Here is a 25,180-nt window from a genome sequence, read left to right on the forward strand (position 1 = left end):
TATGGATGCTAATCCGTTTGGAAAAATGAATACACTGTACAGAGTATAATCTGTTGGCGTTAAAGGAAATTTGTATGTCTTACTTAGTCAAATCCGTAATTGCGACCTGTGCAACTCTTCTTTTGGTACAGATGGTTCACGCAGAGGGTTTGCCAAGAAAGAAAGGCTATGTTTCAGCGCAAGATCAGCATCGGGCGATCGTTGATTGCAAGTATCAGCTTGGCTCGCCCGGTCGGGCCAAGATGGAAGTGGTCTATGTCGCGTCCCCATGGGGCGGTGACAGCGTGTTTCGTATCCTGCCTGACCGGAATGTAAGTTCGGCAGATGCCGCATGGATCAATGCGTGCGCCGACGAGAAACTGGGCCGCAGCAGCGCGCCGGTGGGGGCGCAGCCCGGACAGGGATCAGGCGGGAAATGCCCAAAGAATGCGCCGGTCATTTATGGTGGCGGGACCTATTGCATCGGATCGTACCGCTAGGCGCGGCCTATTACGGGCTGTCGCCGAACAGAGGCCCGTTTTCCGTATGGCGCGCATGAAACTAATCAATGTTTCGTATCACGTCCGAAAATTTATCCCCTTCTTCCGCGTTCTGTGCGCGAGGGGTGATCAGGGCGTCGCGTTGTCGGTCCTCTAGGGGGCCGTCACCTGCCAATAGGCCCAGCTCATCGATGAATGCGGGCAGACGGCCGGACAGCACGATGCGCCGGTCCATTGGCAGGTCGGGATTGACCGTTTTTGCCAACGCGTAGACCACTGTGGTGCAATTCGCGGTGAGGGTGTTGTAGAATTCGGGGCGCGCCTCTAGCCGTTGGGCGAGCGTTACGTAAGCCATGAAGAAATCGCGCCGTTGCTGCGGTGTCAGGTCGATGGGATACAGGCTGACCTGTTCCTTCCGGTGGTTGGTACGCAGCTTGACGATATCGCGCTCGGTGGCTGCAATCAGGACCAGTTCAAACTGGTGGAAAAACCCGCCGATTTCGCTGAACACTTCGTCTGCCTCGCGGCGGATCTCGACGGAAAAGACGACGTGCTGACCATCTGAGAAGCCGAAGCTGACCAATAGATGCGCGATGTCTGGATTGTCCCAGACCGACGTCAGCATGTCGACGGTCTGCAACTGTTCAAGGTCATACCGGGTCGTGATCCAGCGTTCCCGTGCGGTGTCGCGGGTGATCCAGTCGAAATCACGCACGTCATGCAGGGTCAGGTGGTCGCCTGACACGTCGGCGCGCACGCCGCGCGCCACGTCGGGTGCCCAGTCGCGATCATGGCGCGGGACGATTGTCTGATACCACCCGGCCACTGCCAGCGCGGCAATAGCGAGCGCTGCCCAGCCGAGGGGTCGGGCACGCCTTCGTGCCAAGACGGCGACCACGAGCGCCATGACGAGTGCCGCGAGGGCGGCCAGCCGCAGCGCGCCGGTCAGATGCAGCCAGAGTGCCGTGCCGGCCCATGCCGTGCCGAAAAGCGCGAGCAGGGCGAAGATGGTAGAACCGACAATGCGAAAAATCCGGGCCATTGTGACCATCCTGAATGGTGAACTAACCGCCATTCAAACCCAACACGTCCAGCATGTCGTATTCGCCGGGCTGGCGGCCCTGACCCCAGAGCGCGGCCTTGAGCGCGCCGCGCGCGAACACCGCGCGATCAGAGGCGACGTGGCGCAGGATGATACGTTCGCCAGTCGCGGCAAACATCACGTCATGTTCACCGATGATGTCACCGCCGCGAATGGCGGAAAACCCGATATCGCCACGGCGGCGCTTGCCAGTGATTCCGTCACGGGCGCGGTCCGACGTGGTGTCGAGTGATACACCTCGCCCCTCGGCGGCGGCCTCGCCCAGCATCAAGGCAGTGCCGGAGGGGGCGTCGACCTTCTGATTATGATGCGCTTCGATGATTTCGATGTCGTAATCGTCGTCCAATGCGGCCGCGACCTGCCGTGTCAGCTGGGTCAGCAGGTTCACGCCAAGGCTCATGTTGCCAGCCCGCACGATCACCGCATGACGCGCGGCGGCCTTGATCCGGGTCAGATCTGCGGTATCGAGCCCGGTGGTGCCGATGACATGCACCGCGCGGGCCTGTGCCGCGAGATCGGCAAACCCCACCGTGGCGGCAGGCGCGGTAAAATCGACGATAGCCTGTGCGCGGGCGAAAGCCTCTAGCGGGTCGTCGGTGACCATCACGCCGGTTTCGGCCCCGCCCATGGCGCGACCTACGTCCTGACCGACCCAGTCGTGACCGGGACGTTCCAGAGCGGCTGTAAGGTGCGCGCGCGGGCTGTCGTTGATCGTGCGAGATCAGCATCTGGCCCATCCGGCCCGATGCACCGGTCACGACAATTCCTGGTCCCTGAGGCATGATGCGGTCTCCTTTGGTTTAGCGGTATCCTTAACGCGGCAGGGGGCGGGCCGACAATCGCTGAGTTCAGTAGGAGCGCCCGGTGGTGCGGGTGCGTCGCGCAGATTGAGAGAAAGGATGAGGGGCGCTGCCCCTCAAACACCCCGGGATATTTTCGGCAAGAAGAAGCACCGGGGTTAATTGTAGAGGTCGGTGGTGTCTGGTGAAGATTACTTGGCAAATCAGCCCGGAGCCCTTAGATGCAGGGGCATGGCAAAGAACAAGTTTCATGATGGGCCCGGACCGTCGCAACGGCAGCTGCGTGTGGGTGAACTGATCCGCCGGACGTTGTCCGAGGTGTTGGCGCGCGGCGATGTTCACGACCCTGAGCTGAACCGATTGTCGGTAACCGTGGGCGAGGTCCGCACGTCGCCTGACCTGAAAATCGCGACCGCCTATGTGCTGCCGCTCGGCGGCAGGGGGCAGGACGAGATCGTGGAACTGCTGGCGCGCAACAAGGGCGAGCTGCGGCGGATGATCGGCAAGAAGCTGGCGTTGAAATACGCGCCTGACCTGCGGTTTCGTCTGGATACCACCTTTGATCAGATGGACGAGGCGCGACGCCTGTTTGCACAAGACGCTGTGCGGCGCGATCTGGACGAGTGAACATCCTGCGCTGGATTTTGGCGGCTGCGGTGCTGTTTCCAGTGCCGTTGGTGGCCGCTGATTGCCGTCATGTGAATTTCGATGGTGTGGAATATGCGATCTGCGAAGTCGATATGACGACAGAGCGGTTACAGCTTTTTCTGACCGATATGGCAGGCGCGCCGCTGGGCAGTTTCGATAATGTCGATGCGTTGCTGGCACCGGCCGGTGCGCAACTGGGGTTCGCGATGAATGCGGGCATGTATCATTCGGATCGCAGCCCTGTAGGATTGTATATCGAGGATGGCGCAGAGCGCGCGAAGGTGGTCACCCGTGACGGGCCGGGTAATTTTGGCCTGCTGCCGAATGGGGTGTTTTGTGTACGGCAAGGCCGGGCTGACGTGATCGAAACGCGCCGCTATGTCCGCGAGGCGCCGGACTGTACACATGCCAGTCAATCGGGTCCGATGCTGGTGATTGACGGGCAACTGCACCCGCGATTCCTGAAAGAGAGTGACAGTCTATATGTGCGGAACGGGGTTGGAACATCGGCGGACGGAACGCGAGCGGTTTTTGCCATATCGCAGGCTCCGGTGAATTTTCATGCCTTTGGGCGGCTGTTTCGTGATCACCTGAAACTGCCTCAGGCGCTGTATTTCGACGGCAACATTTCGCGGCTCTATGCGCCGGATCTGGGCCGTCACGACATCGGGTTTCCGATGGGGCCAATCGTGGGGACAGTTGTGCCCGGTGAGTGATGCGATTGACAGGGTTCATGGCGTGGGATAGCCCGCCAGCCTCTGGCACACGGCGAAAGGGCGGCATGATGGCACGCAAACGCAAGGGGCGCGACATTTCCGGCTGGTTGGTGGTGGACAAGCCCGCCGGCCCGACGTCGACTGCTATGGTGAACAAGGTGCGTTGGGCATTGCAGGCCAAAAAAGCAGGCCATGCCGGCACGCTAGATCCCGAGGCGACCGGAGTGTTGGCCGTTGCGCTGGGCGAGGCGACCAAAACCGTGCCGTTTGTGACGGATGCGCTAAAGGCCTATCGATTCGCCGTACGGTTCGGACAGGCCACCAATACAGATGACGCCGAGGGCGAGGTCATCGCGCAGAGCGATGCGCGCCCATCGGATGAAGAGATCAAGGAAGCTTTGGGTTCCTTTATCGGTGATATCATGCAAGTGCCGCCCAAGTTCTCGGCCGTAAAGATTGACGGTCAACGCGCCTACAAATTGGCGCGTGATGGCGAAGATGTAGAGATCGCTGCGCGCCCGCTATGGGTGGAAGAGCTGGTTCTGACGGATCGGCCTGACGCAGGTACCGCCGTGTTAGAGATGACCTGTGGCAAGGGCGGCTATGTGCGCGCCATTGCGCGCGATCTGGGTGCGGCGCTGGGGTGTCATGGGCATGTGACATGGTTGCGGCGGCTCTGGTCCGGACCATTCGACGTCGAGGATGGTGTCACGCTGGAGCAGGTCGAGGCATTGGCGCAGGATCCGGCGCTGGATGCGCATTTGCTGCCATTGGAGGTCGGGCTGAGTGAACTGCCGGAGTTGCGTTCTACGCCTGATGGGGCGGCAAAGTTGCGCAACGGCAATCCTGGCATGGTTCATCCGGGAGATGCAGAATACGGTGATGAATGCTGGGCGTCGCTGGATGGGCGTGCTGTGGCTGTGGGTATATACAAGGCCGGTATGTTGCATCCCAGCCGGGTCTTCGTCGCGCCGCAGGGCGAGGGATCGCAATAGCGTTGTTACCGCCCTCGCCGTACGGCCGCAAAGGTGTCAGGTTACAACACTGATTGCGCTGCTGTCGCTCAGCGGTATTTCTGAGGTGGCCACCCGTTGACCATCTACCAGAATATCACTGCCGGTATCGCCCATGCGCGGGACGATCGTAACGGTCCCCGCCCCGGCGTAGCCGCCAGGCAGAGCGATCATCAGCATATCCTCGTCCATGTCAAAATCGATCAATGTCGGCACGTTCGTTTCGTCAAACAGGTCCACATTGAGGGTTAAGGCATCTGCGCCTGCCCCGCTGGTGATCTGATCCAATGCTCCGAAGATGATCGTATCTGCGCCTGTGCCGCCATCTACGGTATCGGCGCTGAATTCACCGCCGGGTAACCGGTCCGCGTTGATGCTGTCGTCTCCGTCCCCGCCATTGAGGGTCAGCCCTGCGCCCTCTAGCGCCACATTGGACACGTTGACACCGAGAATGGTGTCGTTGCCGTCGCCGCCATTCGCGAGGCCTGTGCCCGAAGCGGAGAAGTCGATCAGATCGTCGCCCGTGCCGCCCAATGCCCTGATTTCACCGCCGCCGCCGATGATCGTGTCATTTCCCGCGCCTCCGGTCACGGTTTCATAGCTGCCGGTCGGCGTATAGTTGTCCGCGCCGAGGCCGTTATTTTCGGTGTTCGAGGTATAGGTGTCATCGCCCGCCCCCAGATCAAAGGCTGCGCGTTGGGCCAATACAGTCGCAGTATCGTCGCCGGCACCCAGATCGGCCTCGACCATTGCGCTGAGGTTGTCGATGTTGACAGTGTCATCTTCGTCGTCGCCGGTAATACGCTGGATGAACAGCAACTCCTCACCATTGATGCGGTCGACGGTCTGTCCCGCGCGTTCGGAGTATTCCGTCTGCACCAGATCACCTGCCGGGGGTGGGTCCGTCAGCCCCTGCAACGTGGCAATTGTGGTGCGGTTGCCTTCGACGTCGACCTCTTGGAGCTGCAACCCATCATCGTCGGGCTGCCAATCGTAGACTGGATCATAGATGCTATCCTCCAGCGGTCCGGGGTTGGTGTAGGTAAAGCGCAGCTGATCCTCGCCGGGAGTGAAATCGGTGATAACTGCATCGGGGCTATTGGCGACAAAAGCATCCGCACCAGCGCCGCCCGTGGCCACCGCGCCGCCGTTCAGCACGATGCGATCATCCCCGTCATTGCCCTGAAGTGTGTCAGCGTCGTCTGGCCCGCCGATTATGGTGTCGTTGCCGTCGCCACTGGCCAGAACCTCGTTTGTGCCGTCAGTACCTTTGACCTCGATATCTGAATCGGGGTCCGCGTCAGGATCGGGATTGCGGACCTGTGTGCTGTCATCATCATCGTCATCCCAAGCGTCGACGGCTTCGGAAATCCACCAAACGTTCAGCGCGGTGCCCAGCGCCACCAGTAACAAAAATCCCATTTTGGTGCCCCCTCACCAACTGACAGTCGTATAAGCGTCTGTTTGATATACGTTTCTGTCAAGTTTTCGGCGCTGTTGTCCTTTGGTTGGAAACAATGCGCCAGTCTGTCGGTAATTGACGCGGGTCTGCGCGTAATCATGTCCGCGATTCGGGCTGCTTGCATCGGGGCGCGAGGGGCGGCACAAGCGGGGGATGATCGAGCGAGCACACCTCAAGGACGATGCGCAGTCCACGGCGACTTATTCGCCCTGCGAGCGGTATCGTTATCAACTGACCCGAATCTGGCAGCCGGAAGGACGGCGCGTTGCCTTTGTCATGTTGAATCCGTCAACGGCGACCGAGGTGCAGAACGACCCCACGGTCGAGCGATGTGAACGGCGTGCGCGCGCGCTGGGATTCGGCGCGTTTCGGGTCACAAATATCTTTGCCTGGCGTGATACTGATCCGCGCCAGATGCGTGCCGCCGCCGATCCGGTGGGGCCGGGCAATGACACGGCCATTGCCGAAGCGTGCGACTGGGCCGATCTGATCATTGCCGCATGGGGCACCCATGGCGCACATTTGGAGCGCGGGCCGCATGTCGCGTCATTGTTGCGTGATTCCGGCAGGAGGGTGCATCATCTGGGGCTGACCAAAGGCGGCCATCCCCGGCATCCACTTTATATCAGTTACAGTGAACAGCCGCAGGTCTGGATGCCCGGCAATTAACCAATCATTCTGATCGTAATTGACCGTTCAGGGGGTCTGGCGGCACACTTGCCTTGGGTAAGTGTGAGTGGTTGATATGCTGTTATTGGCAGGTCTTATGGGCATGATGGCGATCGGGTCGATGGCTTTTGTCGGGATGTCTGGTGACGATGACATTGAGTCAGAGGATACCGCCGACGTCGAAACCAACGCGCCGTCCGAGACGGATGATGCATCGGAAAGCAGTGGGCAGAGGATCATTGATTTCGCCACAGCGGATGATGCGGCAACAGAGCCTGAAGCGGACATACAGTCCAGCGAAGCAGCAGATGCCGACCAAGCCTTGGGCGAAAGCCCCGCCAAGAACGACACGGAAGAGACAACTGTATCCAATCCGGATGATACCGTTTCAGACAGTGACCCAGAGGGGATGGACAGCACTGATCCTGAGCAGACCAGCGGGCAGGATGTGCCATCGGGCGAGCGGATCACGACAGGCAGCGCCGAAAACGACGTGATGCCGGGCACCGAGGGTGTCGATTGGCAGAATGGTTATGCCGGAAACGACGTGATCGGTGGTGCGGGGGGTGATGACGCGCTCTTTAGCGGGTCAGGCGACGACAACCTGAGCGGCGATGCGGGCGATGACAGCCTGCATGGCGGTGACGGGCAGGATCAGCTGGACGGCGGCGCGGGCGACGATTCGCTCTATGGACATGGCGGTGACGATACGCTGACGGGTGACGAAGGCGACGATACGCTGTTTGGAGGCGCGGGTGATGACGCTTTGGACGGCGGCGCGGGTGATGATGCGCTTCATGGCGGGTTGGGCGACGATGTGCTGACCGGCGGGGCAGGGCAGGACTCGCTCTTTGGGGGCTGGGGTGACGATACCATCAGCGGGCTGGCAGATGATCCTGATTCTGTCGGATGGGACGATTCAGATGGAATCGACTACCTCAACGGCGGAGCCGGTAATGACATGATCGCCGCAGGCGCGGACGACATTGTGACGACCGGTGACGGGGCCGACACGGTTGCCATTGGTCCGTGGGCAACAGCAGAGCATCAGCCGGAAATTCTGGATTTCTCATTGGCCGAGGATACGCTGATGATCGTCTTTGACGATTTGGCCGATCCCGATCCCGACGTAACGATTGAATCCGATGCCGACACGGTCGGATTGCAGCATGTTCTGCTGAACGGGACGCCCATTGCAGCGGTGCATGATGCGCCGGGTCTGGCGCTGAACCATGTGACGTTGATGGGGCAGAGCGTGTTGGACTGGCCCGGAGCGGCGGCCTGATCTGATTTTGCTTTTCTTTGATCACTAACTGGCCTATACGCGCCCGGTCGTCGGGCTTTTGCTGCGGCGCACACTCCATGGACCCTGCTGGACGACATCCCGGCTTGTGCCCAGAACCCTTTATACGAGGAGATCCCGATGTCGATCACTGCTGGAGACAAAGAACGCGTAATGAAAGAATTCGCAACCAAAGAAGGCGATACAGGTTCGCCCGAAGTTCAGGTTGCCATTTTGACCTCGCGCATCACGACCCTGACCGAGCATTTCAAAACCCACAAGAAGGACAACCACGGTCGTCGTGGCCTTCTGAAAATGGTTGCCCAGCGCCGCAAGCTGCTGGATTATCTCAAGGGCAAAGAAGAGGCACGTTATCGTGACCTGATTGGCAAGCTCGGTATCCGCCGCTAAGCGCGCCGGGTCAGTTATCAGATACGACGCCCGCACGGAGACGCGCGGGCGTTTTGCGTTTCAGGACTGATTCTGATCCGTTCTGCGGTCTGGTCTGGGGGCGTCACCCCAAGAGACGTCGGCAAGCAATTCATCATCTACATGATCGCCGGTCAGCACGCTGACATCGCCGGTCGCCTCGAATACCACTGCACGGACACCCGAAAGGCGCGTTGCATCAGCCTCTCGCAGTTTCGAGCGCAATTCGGGCAGAGTGACGCGGGCGCGGGTCAAGTTGGCTTCGAATAACTGCCCGTCATACATCAGCATCAGGGGGCTATTGTCTGTGGCGCGCTGCATCGACGGGAAATGCGCCCGCGCCAGCGAAATTACGAACCGCGATGCGAACAGGGTCGCCAGCGCGATTAGCGCGGGCCACGGCGGGTCGGGAGTAGTCATCATCGTGGCCAGCACGGACCCGGCAGCGACAGTCAGGGCGAAATCAAAGCTCGACATTTTGGAAAAGGATCGCAATCCGCTCAGCCGCACCAAGGCGATCACGACCACCACGGCCAGCACGGTCTGGCCAATTGTCTGCAGTGCCATCATCGGGCGTCCCGCCTGCGCAGGCCACTGTGTCCGATGGCGATAAAATGCAGGCAGAGTACGGCGGTCATCGCGCAAGCAATCAGGCCCAGACCGCGTTCATAGAGGCCGTCGATCCCGGTGGGCAGCAGGAAGAACACCGGTGCTGCGAGCGCCCAGACTGCGGCCAGTCCCAATAGCGCCCATTTGATGCCGTGGCTCCGCGTTCCCGCTCCGGCAGCCATGCAAAGGGGCGCGACGAGAAAGAAAAACCCCAGCCCGTATACCAGATAACTGTGGATCACGATCCCCTCGCTGTCGTTGTCGCCGTATTCATTACGCGCGCCGACGACGATCACGATGGCCGCTAGGATCGCCAGTGCCACGATCCCTGCGGACCATGCTGCCCCGCCGGGATGCGCATGCGCTGCTGCCAGTGCCGCAGCAAACAGCCCGGCGGCGAAACCATAAAGCGCGACATCCATGATAATTTCCGAGTCTCCCGCCGCCAGATCGCTGATCGTGTCGGCGATCCAGTCGTGATCTGGAACGTAATAGGGCCCGATCAGCGTGCCGAAAATGAGCGCCGCGCAGCCAGCGATACCACCCACCCCAAGCACGATCAGCAGCCAAGGCTCCCGGCAGTCCCGAGATAAGTTGATGTGGTCTCGCCGCAAGCCAATCCTCCGGTACGTATCAGATGTTACCGGGAAAACGCGGCGGGTGACGGTCGGGTTCCGTGCGCTTTGGTATTGTCTTTGGTCCGGGTGCATGACAGTTCGGCGTGGTACCAGTCCCGGAACCGGATCTATGCCCCTCGCCTCGCTCTTTCAGGTGGCCGCCATGGTCTTTGCCGCGACCAGCCTTGTGGTGTTCGGCGATACGGCGGGCAAGCTGCTGACCGGGGGTGGAGCCAGTCCGGTCTTTGTTGCGTGGTCACGTTTCGTGCTGGGCGCGTTGCTGTTGTCGCCCTTCAGCGGGTTGAACCGCGCCGAGCTGGCATATTTCCGCCATCCGAAGCTGGTGCTGCGGGCGCTGTTCATCGTCGGCGGCATCAGTTGCATCCTGACTGCGCTGCGGACCGAGCCGATCGCGGATGTGTTCGGCGCGTTCTTTGTCGGGCCAGTGGTGTCGTATCTTCTGGCGGCGGTTTTTCTGGGCGAGCGGATATCGCCCCTGCGCACACTGCTGCTGTTGATGGGGTTTGCGGGCGTAATGCTGGTGGTGAAGCCGGGCTTTGGCGCAACACCGGGAATTGCGCTGGCGCTTCTGGCAGGGTGTTTTTACGGTGCCTATCTGATGATGACGCGGGCCGTAGCGGGGCAGTATCGCCCTCGGTTCCTGTTGGTGTCGCAACTGATCATCGGCGCGGTGGTGCTGACGCCGTTTGGCGCAACTGCGCATTGGCCCGACGCTGAATTGCCTGTGCTGGGTCTGATCCTGCTCAGCGCGGTGGGATCGGCGATGGGCAATTACATCCTTGTCATCGCCAACCGCGTCGCCAGCGCGACGGTGATCGCGCCACTAATTTACTCTCAGTTGATCGCCGCAACGACTGTGGGTGTGCTTGTGTTTGGTGAATGGCCCGATGCGGTGGCGCTGGCGGGGTTGTGTGTGATCGCCGCGTCCGGGTTTGGCACGCTTCTGGTGGTCAGGCGCGCGGTGCACTGAATTCGCCGCAGAGCGGAGTCGCGAGAAAGGTACGCTGCCCCGCCAGATTGCGCTCTTGGGCGAGGGCCAGCAGCAGCTTTGCGTAGGCTGCTTCGACCGTCATGTCATGCCCATCCACGACGCCATGCCGCGACAGGATGGCCCCTGCCGCATAGGTGCCCAGCGCAATGCCACCTTCGGGGCATTGGCTGACGGCGATGATGGGAATCGCGCGGGTTTCTGCCGTGCGCAGGGCATTTTGCATTTCTTGGGTGTTGGGCACCGTGCCCGACCCAAAGCAGCGCAACACAATGCCGTCGCATTGCTGAGCGGCGTATTCCAGAACCGCGCCTGCGCCCCCTGGTGCCACGGGCAGGACTGCAACCTGTGCTCCGGGGTAGTTGTGCTGTACCAGTGTAGGCCCGATACGCAGCGGCGGCGCGTTGGTCGGTTCGGCCGCAAATGCGTCAAAGGAATGCGAGTGTGTCTTGCGCAGGCGTGCGCCATGCATCAGCCGCCCGGCAAACTGGACGTGAACGCCCGGTGCTGTGTGATCTAGCGCGCTTAGTGCATCGCTGAGGTTGCGCTGTCCGTCACTGCCCGGTTCTGTCAGGGGCAGCATTGCGCCGGTCAGGATCACGGGCCGTTCCAGCCCCTCTAATGCGAATGTCAGCGCGGCCGCGCAAAAGGCCAACGTGTCGGTGCCGTGGGTGACGAGGAAGCCGTCATATTTGGCATGATGGTCCGCTATCGCCGTTGCGATCCGGTTCCAGTCGCTCGGCGTGGCGTTGGCGCTGTCGATCAGTGGATCAAGGCGCACCATCTTGATGCTGAGCCCCGCGTGCGGACCGGCCAGCAGGCGGGCAATCTCGTCCTCGACCACGCCATCCTGCGGGGCAAAGCCGTGATCGGTACGCACCATGCCGATCGTGCCGCCGGTGTGGATCAAGAGGATACGTCTGCTGGTCATGGCCCTGAATACGCCGGATCGACTGACGAATGCCAGTGTGGTTCAACAGGCGCGATCCTACCGCTTTCCTTCGCTGCTTTCCAAACGTCTGAAATTCCTGTATGGCCCCGGCATCTGAGACGTGATGCCCCTGACTCCGGGCGCATGAAATGAGATTGGGGTCGGCGGCAATGGGGCCGCCATTGAAACGGAGGACCGGGCAGGGGCCCGGAGTGCCTCCAGACAGGAAACGATAGATGTTCAACGAAGTTAAAAAATCAATCGAGTGGGGCGAAGAAACCCTGACTCTCGAAACGGGCAAGGTCGCCCGTCAGGCAGACGGTTCCGTGATTGCCACGCTGGGTGAAACCAGTGTCATGGCCAACGTGACCTTTGCCAAGCAGCCGAAACCGGGATTGGATTTCTTCCCGCTAACGGTTCACTACCAAGAGAAATATTATGCAGCCGGCAAAGTGCCCGGTGGTTTCTTTAAGCGCGAAGCGCGTCCCACGGAAAAAGAGACGCTGACCGCGCGTCTGATCGACCGCCCGATCCGCCCGCTGTTTGTCCCGGGTTTCAAGCATGAAACACTGGTGATGTGCACCGTGCTGAGCCATGATCTCGTCAATGACCCGGACATGGTGGCGATGATCGCGGCCTCTGCCGCACTGACCATTTCCGGCGCGCCGTTCCGTGGGCCGATCGCCGGTTGCCGCGTGGGGTATGAGGATGGCGAATACATCCTGAATCCGACCGTGGATGACATGCACGAACTGAAGAACAACCCCGATCAACGTCTTGATCTGGTTGTTGCCGGCACCAAAGACGCCGTGATGATGGTAGAGTCCGAAGCCTATGAGCTGACCGAAGAAGAGATGCTGGGCGCTGTCAACTTTGCGCATGAGCAAATTCAGCCAGTGGTCGACCTGATCATTGATCTGGCGGAATCGGCGGCAAAAGAGCCGTTCGACTTTACTCCACCGGATTACTCGGAACTCTTTGCAGCTGTGAAAGCAGCAGGCGAGGACAAGGTTCGCGCAGCCTATGCGATCACTGACAAGCAGGAACGCACGACCGCAGTTGCCGACGCCAAGGCTGCGATCAAGGAATCGCTGAGCGAAGAACAGCTAGAGGATGCCAATCTGAGCGCAGCCCTGAAGAAGCTGGAAGCGACTGTTCTGCGCGGTGACGTTGTGAAAACCGGCAAGCGGATTGATGGCCGGGCATTGGACAAGGTGCGCGATATCGTTTGCGAAACCGGTCTGCTGCCACGTACCCACGGTTCGGCGCTGTTCACCCGTGGTGAAACGCAGGGTCTGGTCGTGACCACACTGGGCACCGGCGATGATGAGCAATTCATCGATGCGCTGCATGGCAACTTTAAATCGAACTTCCTGCTGCATTACAACTTCCCCCCTATTCGGTTGGCGAAGCGGGTCGCGTGGGCCCTCCGGGTCGTCGCGAAATCGGCCACGGCAAGCTGGCATGGCGCGCGCTTCAGGCGGTTCTGCCTGCGGCGACGGATTTCCCCTACACCATTCGTCTGGTTAGCGAGATCACCGAATCCAACGGCTCATCCTCGATGGCGTCGATTTGTGGTGGATCGCTGTCGATGATGGACGCTGGCGTGCCGCTGAAAACGGCGGTTGCCGGTGTGGCGATGGGCCTGATTCTGGAAGAAGACGGATCCTATGCGGTTCTGACCGATATCCTTGGCGACGAAGATCACCTCGGCGACATGGATTTCAAAGTGGCGGGTACCGAAAACGGCATCACTTCGCTGCAGATGGATATCAAGGTCGCGGGCATCACGCCCGAAATCATGCAAAAGGCACTGGCGCAAGCCAAGGAAGGCCGGATGCATATCCTGGGTGAGATGAACAAAGCCCTGACCGGCGCGCAGGAATTCTCGGTTCACGCGCCGCGTATCGAGACGATGCAGATCCCCACGGACAAAATCCGTGAGGTCATCGGCTCGGGCGGCAAGGTCATCCGCGAAATCGTCGAAGTGTCGGGCGCCAAGGTCGATATCAACGACGAAGGCATCATCAAGATCGCGTCGCCCAACGGCGATTCGATCAAGAAAGCCTATGACATGATCCACTCGATCGTGGCAGAGCCGGAAGAAGGCGCGATTTACACTGGTACGGTCGTCAAGATCGTCGATTTCGGTGCATTCGTGAACTTCTTTGGCAAGCGCGACGGTCTGGTGCATGTCAGCCAGATCGAAAACCGCCGCCTGAATCATCCGTCAGATGTTCTGAAAGAAGGTCAGGAAGTGAAGGTCAAGCTGCTGGGCTTTGACGATCGCGGCAAGGTGCGCCTGTCGATGAAAGTAGTCGATCAGGAAACCGGCGAAGAAGTTGCGCCGGAAAAGAAAGACGACTGAGCAGATCGCTTGGTTGAGTGAGCAAGGGCCCCGGTGGAAACGCCGGGGCTTTTTTCTTGTGTTTTACTGTGCCGCGCATCAGTTACTGCTTTCCTTTGGCCGCGGCACTACGCGAAACAGATCTGATTGTTCGGACAGCGCCCGCCGCAGGGCGGCGTCCGGCAATGTATGCGTTCAAACCGTCGATTGATATTGTGCGCGGAGGATGCCCCGCTAAACCGGCAGTGCCGTCGTCTTGCACACAGTCCGCAGGGCAAAGCTTGACTGCATCTTGGCCACGCCGGGTAGCCGCGCCAGATATTGACGGTGGATGCGGGCGAAATCTTCGGTGTCTTCGGCAACGACCTTGAGGATGTAATCGGCGCTGCCTGCTGTCAGGTGGCATTCCAACACGTCGGGGATGCGAGCGACGGCCTTCTCGAACGCTTCCAGAACGTCCTCGGCCTGGGTTGATAGCGTGATCTCGACAAAGATCGTGGCGGGCACGCCCAGCTTGCGCGCATCCAGCAGCGCGACGTAACCGTCGATATAGCCCTCGACCTCTAGCCGATGCACGCGGCGGTGGCAGGCGCTGGCTGACAAGTTCACCTTTTCGGCAAGGTCAGCGTTGGAGATGCGGCCCTGTCGCTGCAATACGGTCAGGATACGGCGATCGGTCGAGTCGACGGGCATTGATGCAATTCCTTGCGAGAAAGTGACGGATTTGCGAATAATATTCGAAACCCTTCCCCAAAGGCGAGAAGTATTTGGCATCCCCTTGCGCGTCTCCTGCGGCAATCTGTCTATAATCAGGAGGAGGAACACCAATGAAGATCGGATGCCCAACCGAGGTTAAGCCGCAGGAATACCGAGTCGGCATGACACCGAACGCGGCGCGCGAGGCAGTCAGTCGTGACCATGAAGTGATCATTCAGGCCGGGGCCGGTATTGGCGCGGGTTTTGCTGACGAGGACTATACTGCAGCCGGGGCGGTCATCATCGACACTGCCGACGAAATTTTCGCCACGGCCGACATGATCGTAAAGGTCAAGGAGCCGCAGCCCGGCGAGCGCAAGATGCTGCGCGAGGGCCAGTTGCTGTTTACCTATCTGCACCTCGCCCCCGATCCCGCACAGACCAATGACCTGCTGGCCAGCGGTTGTACTGCGATTGCCTATGAGACCGTAACCGACGCGCGCGGCGGGCTGCCGCTGCTGGCGCCGATGTCCGAAGTGGCCGGGCGGCTGGCACCGCAGAGTGGCGCCTGGGCGCTGCAAAAGGCCAATGGCGGTAGCGGTGTGTTGATGGGCGGCGTGCCGGGCGTGCGTCCGGCGAATGTGGCAATCATCGGCGGCGGGGTCGTCGGCACGGCGGCTGCGCGCGTTGCCGTGGGGATGGGCGCAAATGTTACCGTGCTGGACCGATCGGTGCCGCGTCTATCGTATCTGGATGATGTGTTCATGGGGCGTCTCACGACGCAATATTCTGACAAGGGCGCTATCGAGGAATTGCTGGATCGCATGGACATGGTGATCGGTGCGGTTCTGATCCCCGGCGCTGCCGCGCCTATGCTGATCAGCCGCGAACAGCTGGGGTCGATGCGGCCCGGTTCGGTGTTGGTGGATGTGGCGATTGACCAAGGCGGGTGCTTTGAGACGTCAAAGGCAACCACACATCAGGATCCAATCTATGACGTGGACGGGATCATCCATTACTGTGTGGCCAACATGCCGGGCGCTGTGGCGCGCACATCAACCATCGCACTGGGCAACGCGACGATGCCGTTCATGCTGGCGTTGGCGGGCAAGGGCTGGAAACAGGCCTGTGCGGACGATCCGCATTTGCTGAATGGGCTGAACGTCCATGCGGGGCAACTGACCTATGCTGCGGTTGGCGAGGCGTTGGGTATCGACACGGTATCGCCGCAAAAACTGGTGAACGGATAAGCGCGGAAAGGCGCGCCATGAGCGGCGCGCCGTTTCCAATTCCACTTGAGGCGCGCGCGTCACACCGCTAGACCCAAGCGGCAAAGGAGCCGCGCCATGAGCCTCAATACTTTCGGACATCTTTTTCGCGTGACCACATGGGGCGAGAGCCACGGGCCCGCCTTGGGCGCGACGGTAGATGGCTGTCCGCCGGGCGTGACGATCGACGAGGCGATGCTACAGCAGTGGTTGGACAAGAGACGCCCCGGCCAGAACAAGAACATGACCCAACGCAATGAGCCGGACGCGGTACGCATCTTGTCGGGTGTCTACGAGGGGCAGACGACCGGCACGCCGATCCAGCTGATGATCGAGAATACCGATCAGCGCAGCCGGGATTATGGCGATATCCTCAACACGTTCCGGCCCGGACATGCGGATATTACCTATCACCAGAAATATGGGCTGCGTGATCCGCGTGGGGGCGGTCGCAGCAGCGCGCGCGAAACCGCGGCACGGGTCGCGGCGGGGGGCATCGCCCGCGCCGCGCTGGAGGCGCTGGTGCCGGGGATAGCGATCAAGGGTTACATGACGCGTATGGGTGCGATGGTGCTGGATCGTGCGCGATTTGATTGGGATGCGATTGATGGCAATGATTTCTGGCTGCCCGATGCCGGTGCCGCACCCGAATGGGAGGCGTATTTGCAGAAAATGCGCAAGGATCACAACTCGGTCGGGGCAGTGGTCGAGGTGGTCGCGCGGGGCGTGCCCGCCGGGTTAGGTGCGCCGGTCTATGCCAAGCTCGATACTGATCTGGCGGCGGCGATGATGTCGATCAACGCGGTCAAAGGCGTGGAGATCGGCGAAGGCATGGCCGCGGCAGAGCTGTCGGGTACCGAAAATGCCGATGAGATTTTCATGGGCGCGGACGGTCCGGAGTATTCTTCAAACCACGCAGGAGGTATCCTTGGCGGTATCTCTACCGGACAGGAGGTCGTGGTGCGGTTCGCGGTCAAGCCGACGTCGTCGATCCTGAGCCCGCGCAAGTCGATCCGGATGGATGGCAGCCCGACAGAAGTCGTGACCAAGGGTCGCCATGACCCCTGTGTTGGCATTCGTGCGGTGCCCGTCGGTGAAGCGATGATGGCTTGTGTCATCCTCGACCATCTGTTGTTGCATCGCGGACAAGTGGGCGACGGACCGCGCGGGCAGATCGGCTGAGCGCAACCAATTTCATAGAATACACCCAGCCGTCACTATCAGTCCGCTGACATAGCCGCTGTCATGTAAATCAGTGTTGGCCCATCGGCACTGAACGCATCCGTCACGGCCTTTTTCAGTTCCGAATAGGATTTAGGTGCCTCGGCATAGGCCCCGTATGCCTTGGCAAGTGCGCAGAAATCGGGGTTGTGCGCGATGACCGAGTTCGGCGCGATCTGTGCGCGGACCATGCTATCCTCGATCTCCTTCAACTTGCCATTGTCCCACAACAAGATCGGTAGAGGCTGACCCAGTTCGACCGCAGTGCCCAGTTCCTGTACGGTGTATTGGAAGCCGTAATCGCCAGCGATCACCACTGTGGGCAATCCCGGCCGCGCCGCCGCGCCGCCAATACCAGCAGGTAACGCATATCCCAAAGTGCCAAAGCCATAAGGATGGTGCCAGTGACCGGGGCGGGGCATGTCCCACACTTCTTTGCCGGTATAGGCAAACTGGGTCATGTCCGAATAATACATCGTATCCTCGGGCATCACCTCTCGCAGCGCGTCACAGATCGGGGCGATGCCGGGGCGTTCAGCATCTGACTCTGCACGCCAGCGCGCGCGGGCGTCTTTGACCTCTTTGGCGGTCCAGCTGGTATTGGCGGTATGTCCCTTTAGTGCGGCGGTGAGGCCCATAAAGAACGAAACGCCATTCATGAGCAGTTTACCTCCGCCGCTTTGCTGGGCGAGGATCTCCGGGTCGATGTCGACCCGGATAAAATCGCCCTTATGGCCCAGTTCGGCGCGCCAAAGGTCGATAGAGGCCAGTTCGGTGCCGACCGCGATCACCAGATCGGCGCTGGCGATCACGCTCGCGCTCTCTGGCCGTCCGAGGTAGGCACCGAAATGCAGTGGGTCATCCAGACCCGCAATGCCGCGTCCAGCATAGCTGGTGAAGCTGGCGGCATTCAGTTGCCGCAGCACTTTGCGGGTCGTTTCCGGTGCTCCGACAGCGCCACCGCCGAGGACAAATAGCGGCCGCTTGGCCGCAGCGATCTGTGCCGCGATATTCTGCGGTAGGGATTGTTCGGACAGGGTGATCCGTTCGGGTGCCGGGGCGGGTGCTGGTGGCGCATTTTCTTCCAGTTGGGCAATTGGCACCTGAATATGTTTGGACCGTTTGCGCTGGCTCTGAAATTCGGCGAACGCCCGATCAACCAGCGTGTAGGCGGCGCTGGCGGTATGGGCGGTTTCGGACCAGTCGCAGACTGTACCGCCCGCGATCTCCTGATCCAGCATCTGGTGTAGTTGACCACGCGTGGCGGCCGTTTCATCCAAACAAGACGAGATTGCCAGCACGGCAACACTGTCGGAATAGGCCTGCCCCAGAGGTGTCATCGTGTTGCATAGGCCCGGACCTGTGATCACGTAGCACACGCCGGGTTTACCGCTGGCGCGGGCATAACCGTCAGCCATAAAGCCGGCACCCTGTTCGTGCCGGGCGAGGATATGGCGAATGCCAGCCTCTTCTATGCCGCGATACATTTCCTGATTATGGACACCGGGAATGCCAAAGATTGTATCGACGCCACGTGATTTCAGCATATGAGAGATTTGCGCGCCCAATGGGCGGATTTGATCATTGGCAGCCATCAGGACCTCCAGAAGTTGATGGTGAAAATGGCGTAGACCGCCAAGAGTTCGAGGCGACCGATCAGCATTCCGGCGCTCAATAGCCATTTGGCTGTGTCGTTCAGAGGGGCATAGTTCCCGGCGGGCCCGATGGTGTCGCCCAACCCCGGCCCGATGTTGGCCAGCGCCGCTGAAGCGCCAGAAACCGACGTGATGAAATCCAGCCCGGTAAAGGCCAGAAGCACGGCCAGAACCCCGAGTGAAACGACAAAGAACACGAAGAACGACATCACGGACGTCAGCACGTCGTCATCTACCGCGCGTCCGGCATAACGTGGAATGAAAATGCCGTGCGGTGATCGAATACGGCCCATCTGGACCCGGATCGAGGCAAAGAGCAGTTGGTAGCGGAAAATCTTGATCGAACACGAGGTGGATCCCGCGCATCCGCCAATCAGGCCGGTAAAGAACATCACGGCAATGGGCAGTGATCCCCAGGTCATGTAATTGTCGCTGGCATAGCCGGTGCCGGTCATGATCGAGATCGTGTTGAACAGCACCCTGCGAAATACTCGTTCACTGGGGCTGGCCTGTTGCACAAAACGCCAGAGCGTCAAGCACAGGACGATCACCAGAATTGTTAGCAGGAAAGCGCGCACCTGCGGGTCGACCAGCAGTGGGCGAGCAGTGCCTGCTGTCATCTGTACGAATCTCACAAATGGCAACGCGGCCAGCACCATAAAGACAGACGCAACATACTCGGAAGATGGATCGAGAGCGTTGAATGATGCGTCGTAGTTTGCCATGCCTCCGGTCGAAATAGTGGTCAACGCGTGCACAGTGGCATCAAAGGAGTTCATCCCGGTGAGCAGATAGGCCGCTACGCACATCATCGTCAGTGCCAGATAGATGACCGAAATCCGTGACGCGATTTCGGTGGCGCGCGGCAGGATTTTCCCAAAAGTATCAAAGGCCTCGGCCTTGAAAATCTGCATGCCGCCGACGCGCAGTTCGGGCAGGAACACCATTGCCACAATAATGATACCGATCCCGCCCAGCCACTGCATCAGTCCGCGCCATAGCAACAGGCCCTGCGGGAGCGTGTCCAGCCCGCTCATTACGGTGGCACCGGTGGTGGTCAGTCCGGACATAGCCTCGAAAAACGCATCGACAAAACGCAGGTCACTCTCGCCCAGCATGAAGGGTAATGCGCCAAACAGCGGCAGTACCACCCAGACGCCCGTGGTCAGCAAGAAGGTCTGTTGAATGGTCAGACCGGCCTGCACGCCGTTGCGGCAGGTCAATGCAACAAGGCCGCCGGTCAGGACGGTCAGGATCGAAGACTGGGCAAAGACGGTCCATTCGCCGCGGCCTTCGGCGATATCAAGCACCAGCGGAAGCACCATGGTCAGGCCCAGCGCCATGACCGTCAGGCCGATAACATATCCCACCGGGCGCAAATCCATCATGGGCGGCAGGGTTGGCCGCAGGCCTGCCCAGTGTCAAGCCGGATCAGGCGCCCTGACATGCATGGATCACGAATCATCTGGACGTGAAATACATTATGTATACAGTATGTGTACAAAATGGAGGAATGCTTTGCCCAAGGATAAGAAGACAGCCTGCCTGGATGATCTGCGGATGCGTATCCTGATGCAGCAAATTGCACCTGGCGCCGATCTGGACGAGGCGGCGCTGTGCGATGCATATGGCATGTCTCGGACACCGATGCGCGAAGTGTTCCAGCGCCTGAGCGGCGAAGGTTATCTGCGCACCGAACCCAATCGCGGACCGAAAGTGGCGTCGATGGATCTGGGCGTGATGCGGATGTTCTTTCAGACCGCGCCGCTGGTCTACGCCAACATCGCGCGGCTAGCGGCAGAGAACCGCCGCACCGAGCAGATTGCGCCACTGCGGTCGACGCAGGACGCATTTCGTGCGGCCACGGTAGCTGGCGATGCCAGTCAGGCGGCGCTGCTTAACCACAGGTTCCACGAAGAAGTCGGCGAGATGGCGCATAATCCATACCTGATGCCCGCTCTGCGCCGGATGTTGATTGATCACACCCGGCTGAGCCAGACGTTCTACCGACCGAAATCTGCGGATGAGAAGCGCCGGGTCCAGACCGCGTGCGTGCACCACGATCAGATGATTGCGGCGATCGAAGCGCAGGAACCGGATCGTGCGGTGGCCCTGACACTAGAACATTGGGATCTTTCACGCGATCGACTGGAGCAGTTTGTGACACCTGATCCGCTACCGCTCGCCCTGACTCCGAATGAGGAACACGCCCGTGCAGTTTGAAGGCATCTACACTCCGATCGTGACACCCTATCACGATGATTTCACCATTAACGAAGAGGCACTGGCCCAGACGGTCGAGTTGCTGATCGGCGCTGGGGTGCATGGCATCATCGTCGCCGGAACGACGGGCGAATATTATGCGCAATCCAGCGAAACGCGGCTGTGGTTGTTCGAACGGATTCACCAATTGATCGCGGGCCGCGTTCCGATGATCGCGGGCACCGGGGACATGCAAACCGAGAACAGTATCGCATATGCACGCGCGGCCAAGGAGATAGGTGCCGAGGCGTTGCTAATTGCCACGCCGCCCTATTCATGCCCAACCGGTCGCGAACTGGCGCTGCATTGTCTGGCGATCGATCGGGCGGCGAACCTGCCGGTGATGCTATATAACTATCCGGGTCGCATGGGCGTGACCATGGACGAGGAATGTCTGGATCGGCTGGGCCGGTCGCACAATTTCTGCGGCATCAAGGAAAGCAGTGGCGACATCAATCGCCTGCACCTTCTGGCGCGCGACTACCCGCATATCGGGCTGGGTTGCGGCATGGATGATCAGGCGTTGGAATTCTTTGCATGGGGCGCGCGGTTCTGGGTCTGTGCTGGCTCTAACTTTGCCCCAGAGGCGCATATCGCGCTCTACAAGGCCTGTGCCGTCGACGGTGATTTCACGAAAGGTCGCGCGATCATGTCGGCGATGCTGCCGCTGATGCGGGTGCTGGAGCAGGGTGGCAAGTTTATCCAGTGCATCAAGCATGGCCTGACGGTGCGCGGCATCCCTGCCGGGCCGCCACGCCGCCCGCTGCACCCGCTGAACAAGGATGACAAACGCGCGCTGGAAGAGGTGATCCGCACCATGAACGCCGCCATCAAGCGTATCGAAGGAGAGGCGCAATGACCGAGTTTCTGACCCGCACGGAATATGCCGCCATCGCCGCCGAGATCGACCTGCCCGCCGCGCCCTATATCGACGGCAAGTTCCGCAAAGGATCCGGGCCGATGATAGAGACCGTGAACCCGGCGACGGGTGACGTGCTGACCCGGATCGGCAGCGCCGGACCTGATGATGTGGATTTTGCGGTGCAAAAGGCACGCGAAGCGTTTGATCAGGGGGTCTGGTCGCGGCTGCACCCGTCCGAGCGCAAGGATGTGCTGATCCGCTTGTGCAAGTTGATCACTCGCCGCAAAAATGAACTGGCGGTGATGGAGAGCCTCGATAGCGGCAAACCGATCCGCGATTGCGTGTCAATCGACGTGCCGGAAACGATCCACACGATCAAATGGCATGCCGAACTGATCGACAAGGTGTATGACCAGACCTCGCCCACCGGCGACGACGCGATTTCCATGATCATACGCGAGCCGATTGGTGTGGTCGCCGCGGTATTGCCGTGGAACTTTCCGATGATGATGCTGGCGTGGAAGATTGGCCCGGCCTTGGCGGTAGGCAATTCGGTGATCGTGAAACCGGCCGAGCAGACAACGTTGACCGCCCTGCGCATTGCCGAACTGGCGCATATGGCGGGCGTGCCGCGCGGTGTTTTGCAGGTTTTGCCCGGGGATGGCCCATCGGTGGGCGAACCGCTGGGCCTGCATATGGATGTGGACATGGTCAGCTTTACCGGCTCGACCGAGACCGGGAAACGGTTCTTGCGCTATGCCGCCGACAGCAATCTGAAGAAGGTGGTACTGGAATGCGGTGGCAAGAACCCCTGCGTGGTGCTTGCCGATGCTGAGAACCTTGATCACGTTGCCGGGCATGTCGTGAATGCGGCGTTCTGGAACATGGGCGAAAATTGCAGCGCCGCATCGCGGCTGATCGTGCATCGCGATGTCAAAGAACCCCTGATGGAGCGTATCCTTGCCCGTGTCCGTGACTGGAAAACCGGCGATCCGCTGGACCCCGCGAACCACCTCGGCGCGATGATCGACGCCGAGCATTGTGGCAAGGTCAGCGGCTATCTTTCGGATGGTGCGATTGTGGGTGGCACAGCGGACGGCAACTTTGTGATGCCGACAATCTATGAGGTGTCAAAGGACGACGCCCGTGCCCGCGACGAAATTTTTGGCCCTATCCTGTCGGTGATCGAGGTTGCCAGCACCGAAGAAGCCATCGCGGTGGCCAATGACACGGCATACGGGCTGGCGGCGAGCGTGTTTACCGCCAACGCACGAACGGCGATCCGTGCTGCGCGCGACATCCGCGCGGGCACGGTCACGGTCAATTGCTACGGCGAGGGCGACATCGCAACGCCTTTTGGCGGGTACAAGCAATCGGGTTTTGGCGGGCGCGACAACGGGGTGCACGCACATGACCAGTTCACCGAGATTAAAACCATCTGGATCGATCTGACCGATCCCGCAGAAGGAGACAACGTGGGATGAAAGCACACCTTTGGGATGGTATAACCCATCACGCAGGGCGGGTGGGTTGCACTCACCTGACGCATCGATGAGCGCGGTTATCGAAAAGCGCGCCCGCCGGGGACGTGGCGCACGCAAGGCGATCCGTCAGACCCGCGATTTTACCATGCTGCCGGCGCTAAAGCGTGGTCTGCCGCTGACCGAGCCGATGGATGGGGATCAAATCGCACGGATTGATGCGGCGTCGATGGATATCCTTGAGAATGTCGGCGTCGTGTTTCGCGATGACATCGCGCTGGATGACTGGCGGCGCGCGGGGGCAAAGGTGGTAGGTGATCGGGTCTATCTTGACCGCGGCCTTGTGCGTGAATTGATCTCGACGATCCCCGAAACATTCACCTATCACGCCCGAAATCCGGCCAACAATCTGCCCTTCGGCCGCGATCACGCGATATTCGTGCCAATGACCGGCGCGCCGTTTCTGCGTGATCTGGACAATGTCCGGCGCAACCCGATGATGGTGGACCTCAGCAATTTTCATAAGCTGGCGCATATGCTGCCCGCGATGCACAGTTCGGCGCATCATATCGTAGAGCCCTATGATCACCCGATCAGCCAACGCCATCTGCGCATCACCTATTCAAGCATGAAACACTCGGACAAGACGTTCATGGGCATGACGACGTCGCCCAAGAATGCCGAAGACGTGATGGAGATGTGCGCGATCCTCTTTGGCGAGGACTATCTGGAAACGCACCCGGTCTGCACCGGAAACTGCAACGGTAACTCGCCTCTGGTCTGGGACGAAACCATGCTGGGCGCGATGCGTGCGTTCTGCAAACGCAACCAGCCGGTGTTGTGCTCGCCCTTTGTGCTGGGCGGGGCGAACACACCCGCATCCGTCGCGCCTACAGTGGCACAGCTGAACGCAGAGGCGCTGAGCGCGCTGGCCTATACCCAAGTGGTTCGCAAGGGCTGTCCGGCGATCTATGGCCACTATCTGAGCACGGTCAGCATGAAGTCCGGTGCGCCGATGGCGGGGACACCGGAAATCAGCCTGATGAATCTGATGATCGGCCAGATGGCGCGATTCTACGGTGTTCCTTGGCGGTCCTCGACATCGCTGGGCGGGGCTAAAACATTCGATGCACAAGCCGGATACGAGAGCGCAACGACGCTGATGGCGCTACAAATGGCAGGCACTAACTACATGTGGCACGCGGCTGGCTGGAACGAGGCGGGCATGCATTGTTCCATGGCCAAATTCGTGGTGGATGCAGAGCAATGCGCGATGGCGTATCGGATGGCCGAGGGCATCCGCTGGGATGATTTCGACGAGGCATTGGCTGCCGTTGCCGATATTGGACCCGGCGGGCATTATCTGGGCCACGCGCATACGCTGGAAAATTTCCAGCGGGCGTTCTTCATGCCTGACCTCTTTGACAACAACTCGATCGAGCAATGGCAGGCCGAAGGCAGCGTCGAGGTAACCGAGCGGGCGATCAACTATACCCGTGATCTGCTGAATGCGTATCAAGAGCCAAAGCTGGACGCAGGCGTGGATGAGGCGCTGCGCGACTACATAGCCCGGCGCGAACGCGAAATCCCGGCGGCTGATGCGCTGAATCAGGATTTGTGAC

At 60.2% G+C, this 25,180-nt stretch carries 22 protein-coding genes and 2 pseudogenes; 15 read left to right on the forward strand and 9 right to left on the reverse strand.

The genetic code is table 11. The features are described 5' to 3' along the window. The first annotated feature begins 74 nt into the window (after positions 1 to 74). Complete coding sequence (locus tag N7U68_RS12515; RefSeq protein ID WP_263047011.1) at positions 75 to 479, forward strand: hypothetical protein; 405 nt, start codon at positions 75 to 77, stop codon at positions 477 to 479. A 61-nt stretch (positions 480 to 540) separates the two neighbouring features. On the opposite strand, the gene N7U68_RS12520 is transcribed toward N7U68_RS12515, so the two are convergent. Together N7U68_RS12520 and dapB are read right to left on the reverse strand one after the other, a co-directional pair. Continuing rightward, on the reverse strand, positions 541 to 1,521 hold the full coding sequence (locus tag N7U68_RS12520) for an Lnb N-terminal periplasmic domain-containing protein (RefSeq protein ID WP_263047012.1): 981 nt from the start codon (positions 1,519 to 1,521) through the stop codon (positions 541 to 543). Positions 1,522 to 1,543: 22 nt separating this feature from the next. Next, positions 1,544 to 2,363: pseudogene (gene dapB / locus N7U68_RS12525) on the reverse strand (4-hydroxy-tetrahydrodipicolinate reductase). A 249-nt stretch (positions 2,364 to 2,612) separates the two neighbouring features. Between dapB and rbfA the strand changes: the two are divergent. The 3 genes from rbfA to truB all read left to right on the forward strand — a co-directional run bounded on the left by rbfA (position 2,613) and on the right by truB (position 4,740). Further along, complete coding sequence (gene rbfA / locus N7U68_RS12530; RefSeq protein WP_165195041.1) at positions 2,613 to 3,008, forward strand: 30S ribosome-binding factor RbfA; 396 nt, start codon at positions 2,613 to 2,615, stop codon at positions 3,006 to 3,008. Continuing rightward, the gene (locus tag N7U68_RS12535; protein ID WP_263047013.1) at positions 3,005 to 3,745 is read left to right on the forward strand and encodes a phosphodiester glycosidase family protein; all 741 of its coding nucleotides are present in this window, start codon (positions 3,005 to 3,007) and stop codon (positions 3,743 to 3,745) included. Before rbfA ends, N7U68_RS12535 begins: the two co-directional genes overlap by 4 nt. Positions 3,746 to 3,813: 68 nt before the next feature. Further along, positions 3,814 to 4,740 (forward strand): tRNA pseudouridine(55) synthase TruB, encoded by a 927-nt coding sequence (gene truB, locus N7U68_RS12540; RefSeq protein ID WP_263049155.1) that lies wholly within the window; start codon positions 3,814 to 3,816, stop codon positions 4,738 to 4,740. A 36-nt stretch (positions 4,741 to 4,776) separates the two neighbouring features. On the opposite strand, the gene N7U68_RS12545 is transcribed toward truB, so the two are convergent. Beyond that, a complete protein-coding gene (locus N7U68_RS12545) occupies positions 4,777 to 6,180 on the reverse strand; it encodes a calcium-binding protein (RefSeq protein ID WP_263047014.1) in 1,404 nt (467 codons plus the stop codon). A gap of 193 nt (positions 6,181 to 6,373) precedes the next feature. On the opposite strand from N7U68_RS12545, the gene N7U68_RS12550 reads away from it, so the two are divergent. The 3 genes from N7U68_RS12550 (at position 6,374) to rpsO (ending at position 8,582) form a co-directional block, all read left to right on the forward strand. Further along, on the forward strand, positions 6,374 to 6,889 hold the full coding sequence (locus N7U68_RS12550; RefSeq protein ID WP_263047015.1) for a DUF1643 domain-containing protein: 516 nt from the start codon (positions 6,374 to 6,376) through the stop codon (positions 6,887 to 6,889). A gap of 76 nt (positions 6,890 to 6,965) precedes the next feature. Then, positions 6,966 to 8,174: a calcium-binding protein gene (locus tag N7U68_RS12555; RefSeq protein ID WP_263047016.1), complete on the forward strand. Its 1,209-nt coding sequence runs from the start codon at positions 6,966 to 6,968 to the stop codon at positions 8,172 to 8,174. 138 nt (positions 8,175 to 8,312) lie between these two features. Continuing rightward, the gene (rpsO, locus tag N7U68_RS12560) at positions 8,313 to 8,582 is read left to right on the forward strand and encodes a 30S ribosomal protein S15 (RefSeq protein WP_263047017.1); all 270 of its coding nucleotides are present in this window, start codon (positions 8,313 to 8,315) and stop codon (positions 8,580 to 8,582) included. Positions 8,583 to 8,642: 60 nt separating this feature from the next. Here the strand turns inward: rpsO and N7U68_RS12565 are convergent, their stop codons facing one another. Together N7U68_RS12565 and N7U68_RS12570 are read right to left on the reverse strand one after the other, a co-directional pair. Beyond that, positions 8,643 to 9,167 carry a DUF421 domain-containing protein gene (locus N7U68_RS12565; protein WP_263047018.1) on the reverse strand — a complete coding sequence of 175 codons (525 nt, stop codon included), beginning with the start codon at positions 9,165 to 9,167 and terminating at the stop codon, positions 8,643 to 8,645. Then, entirely contained in the window at positions 9,167 to 9,823 is a 657-nt protein-coding gene (locus tag N7U68_RS12570; RefSeq protein WP_263047019.1) for a DUF998 domain-containing protein, read from the reverse strand. Before N7U68_RS12570 ends, N7U68_RS12565 begins: the two co-directional genes overlap by 1 nt. 133 nt (positions 9,824 to 9,956) lie before the next feature. Here N7U68_RS12570 and N7U68_RS12575 point away from each other — a divergent pair, with 133 nt between their 5' ends. Continuing rightward, the gene (locus N7U68_RS12575) at positions 9,957 to 10,817 is read left to right on the forward strand and encodes a DMT family transporter (protein ID WP_263047020.1); all 861 of its coding nucleotides are present in this window, start codon (positions 9,957 to 9,959) and stop codon (positions 10,815 to 10,817) included. Here the strand turns inward: N7U68_RS12575 and N7U68_RS12580 are convergent. Next, positions 10,798 to 11,766, reverse strand: coding sequence for an asparaginase (locus N7U68_RS12580; RefSeq protein ID WP_263047021.1), 969 nt, complete (start codon positions 11,764 to 11,766; stop codon positions 10,798 to 10,800). The two genes, N7U68_RS12575 and N7U68_RS12580, sit on opposite strands and share 20 nt — an antisense overlap. A 236-nt stretch (positions 11,767 to 12,002) precedes the next feature. Between N7U68_RS12580 and pnp the strand changes: the two are divergent. Beyond that, positions 12,003 to 14,134, forward strand: a pseudogene (gene pnp / locus N7U68_RS12585) (polyribonucleotide nucleotidyltransferase). Between the two features lie 213 nt (positions 14,135 to 14,347). On the opposite strand, the gene N7U68_RS12590 reads toward pnp, so the two are convergent. Then, positions 14,348 to 14,806 carry an Lrp/AsnC family transcriptional regulator gene (locus tag N7U68_RS12590; RefSeq protein WP_165195021.1) on the reverse strand — a complete coding sequence of 153 codons (459 nt, stop codon included), beginning with the start codon at positions 14,804 to 14,806 and terminating at the stop codon, positions 14,348 to 14,350. A gap of 134 nt (positions 14,807 to 14,940) precedes the next feature. On the opposite strand from N7U68_RS12590, the gene ald reads away from it, so the two are divergent. Continuing rightward, the gene (gene ald / locus N7U68_RS12595; protein ID WP_263047022.1) at positions 14,941 to 16,059 is read left to right on the forward strand and encodes an alanine dehydrogenase; all 1,119 of its coding nucleotides are present in this window, start codon (positions 14,941 to 14,943) and stop codon (positions 16,057 to 16,059) included. A 96-nt stretch (positions 16,060 to 16,155) separates the two neighbouring features. Next, entirely contained in the window at positions 16,156 to 17,259 is a 1,104-nt protein-coding gene (gene aroC / locus N7U68_RS12600; protein WP_263047023.1) for a chorismate synthase, read from the forward strand. 38 nt (positions 17,260 to 17,297) lie between these two features. Here the strand turns inward: aroC and N7U68_RS12605 are convergent, their stop codons facing one another. Together N7U68_RS12605 and N7U68_RS12610 are read right to left on the reverse strand one after the other, a co-directional pair. Then, the gene (locus tag N7U68_RS12605; protein WP_263047024.1) at positions 17,298 to 18,893 is read right to left on the reverse strand and encodes a thiamine pyrophosphate-binding protein; all 1,596 of its coding nucleotides are present in this window, start codon (positions 18,891 to 18,893) and stop codon (positions 17,298 to 17,300) included. Next, entirely contained in the window at positions 18,893 to 20,341 is a 1,449-nt protein-coding gene (locus N7U68_RS12610; protein WP_263047025.1) for a TrkH family potassium uptake protein, read from the reverse strand. Before N7U68_RS12610 ends, N7U68_RS12605 begins: the two co-directional genes overlap by 1 nt. Positions 20,342 to 20,471: 130 nt before the next feature. On the opposite strand from N7U68_RS12610, the gene N7U68_RS12615 reads away from it, so the two are divergent. From N7U68_RS12615 to N7U68_RS12630, 4 genes are all read left to right on the forward strand, one after another. Beyond that, positions 20,472 to 21,176, forward strand: a complete 705-nt coding sequence (locus N7U68_RS12615) for a GntR family transcriptional regulator (protein ID WP_165195011.1) — start codon at positions 20,472 to 20,474, stop codon at positions 21,174 to 21,176. After that, complete coding sequence (locus N7U68_RS12620) at positions 21,166 to 22,074, forward strand: dihydrodipicolinate synthase family protein (RefSeq protein ID WP_165195009.1); 909 nt, start codon at positions 21,166 to 21,168, stop codon at positions 22,072 to 22,074. The genes N7U68_RS12615 and N7U68_RS12620 overlap by 11 nt, the downstream gene beginning before the upstream one ends. Further along, positions 22,071 to 23,561, forward strand: coding sequence for an aldehyde dehydrogenase (locus N7U68_RS12625; RefSeq protein WP_263047026.1), 1,491 nt, complete (start codon positions 22,071 to 22,073; stop codon positions 23,559 to 23,561). Before N7U68_RS12620 ends, N7U68_RS12625 begins: the two co-directional genes overlap by 4 nt. A 67-nt stretch (positions 23,562 to 23,628) precedes the next feature. After that, on the forward strand, positions 23,629 to 25,179 hold the full coding sequence (locus N7U68_RS12630; protein ID WP_263047027.1) for a trimethylamine methyltransferase family protein: 1,551 nt from the start codon (positions 23,629 to 23,631) through the stop codon (positions 25,177 to 25,179). The last annotated feature ends 1 nt before the right edge of the window (position 25,180 follow it).

This window comes from Roseovarius pelagicus, assembly GCF_025639885.1.
Lineage (GTDB): Bacteria > Pseudomonadota > Alphaproteobacteria > Rhodobacterales > Rhodobacteraceae > Roseovarius > Roseovarius pelagicus.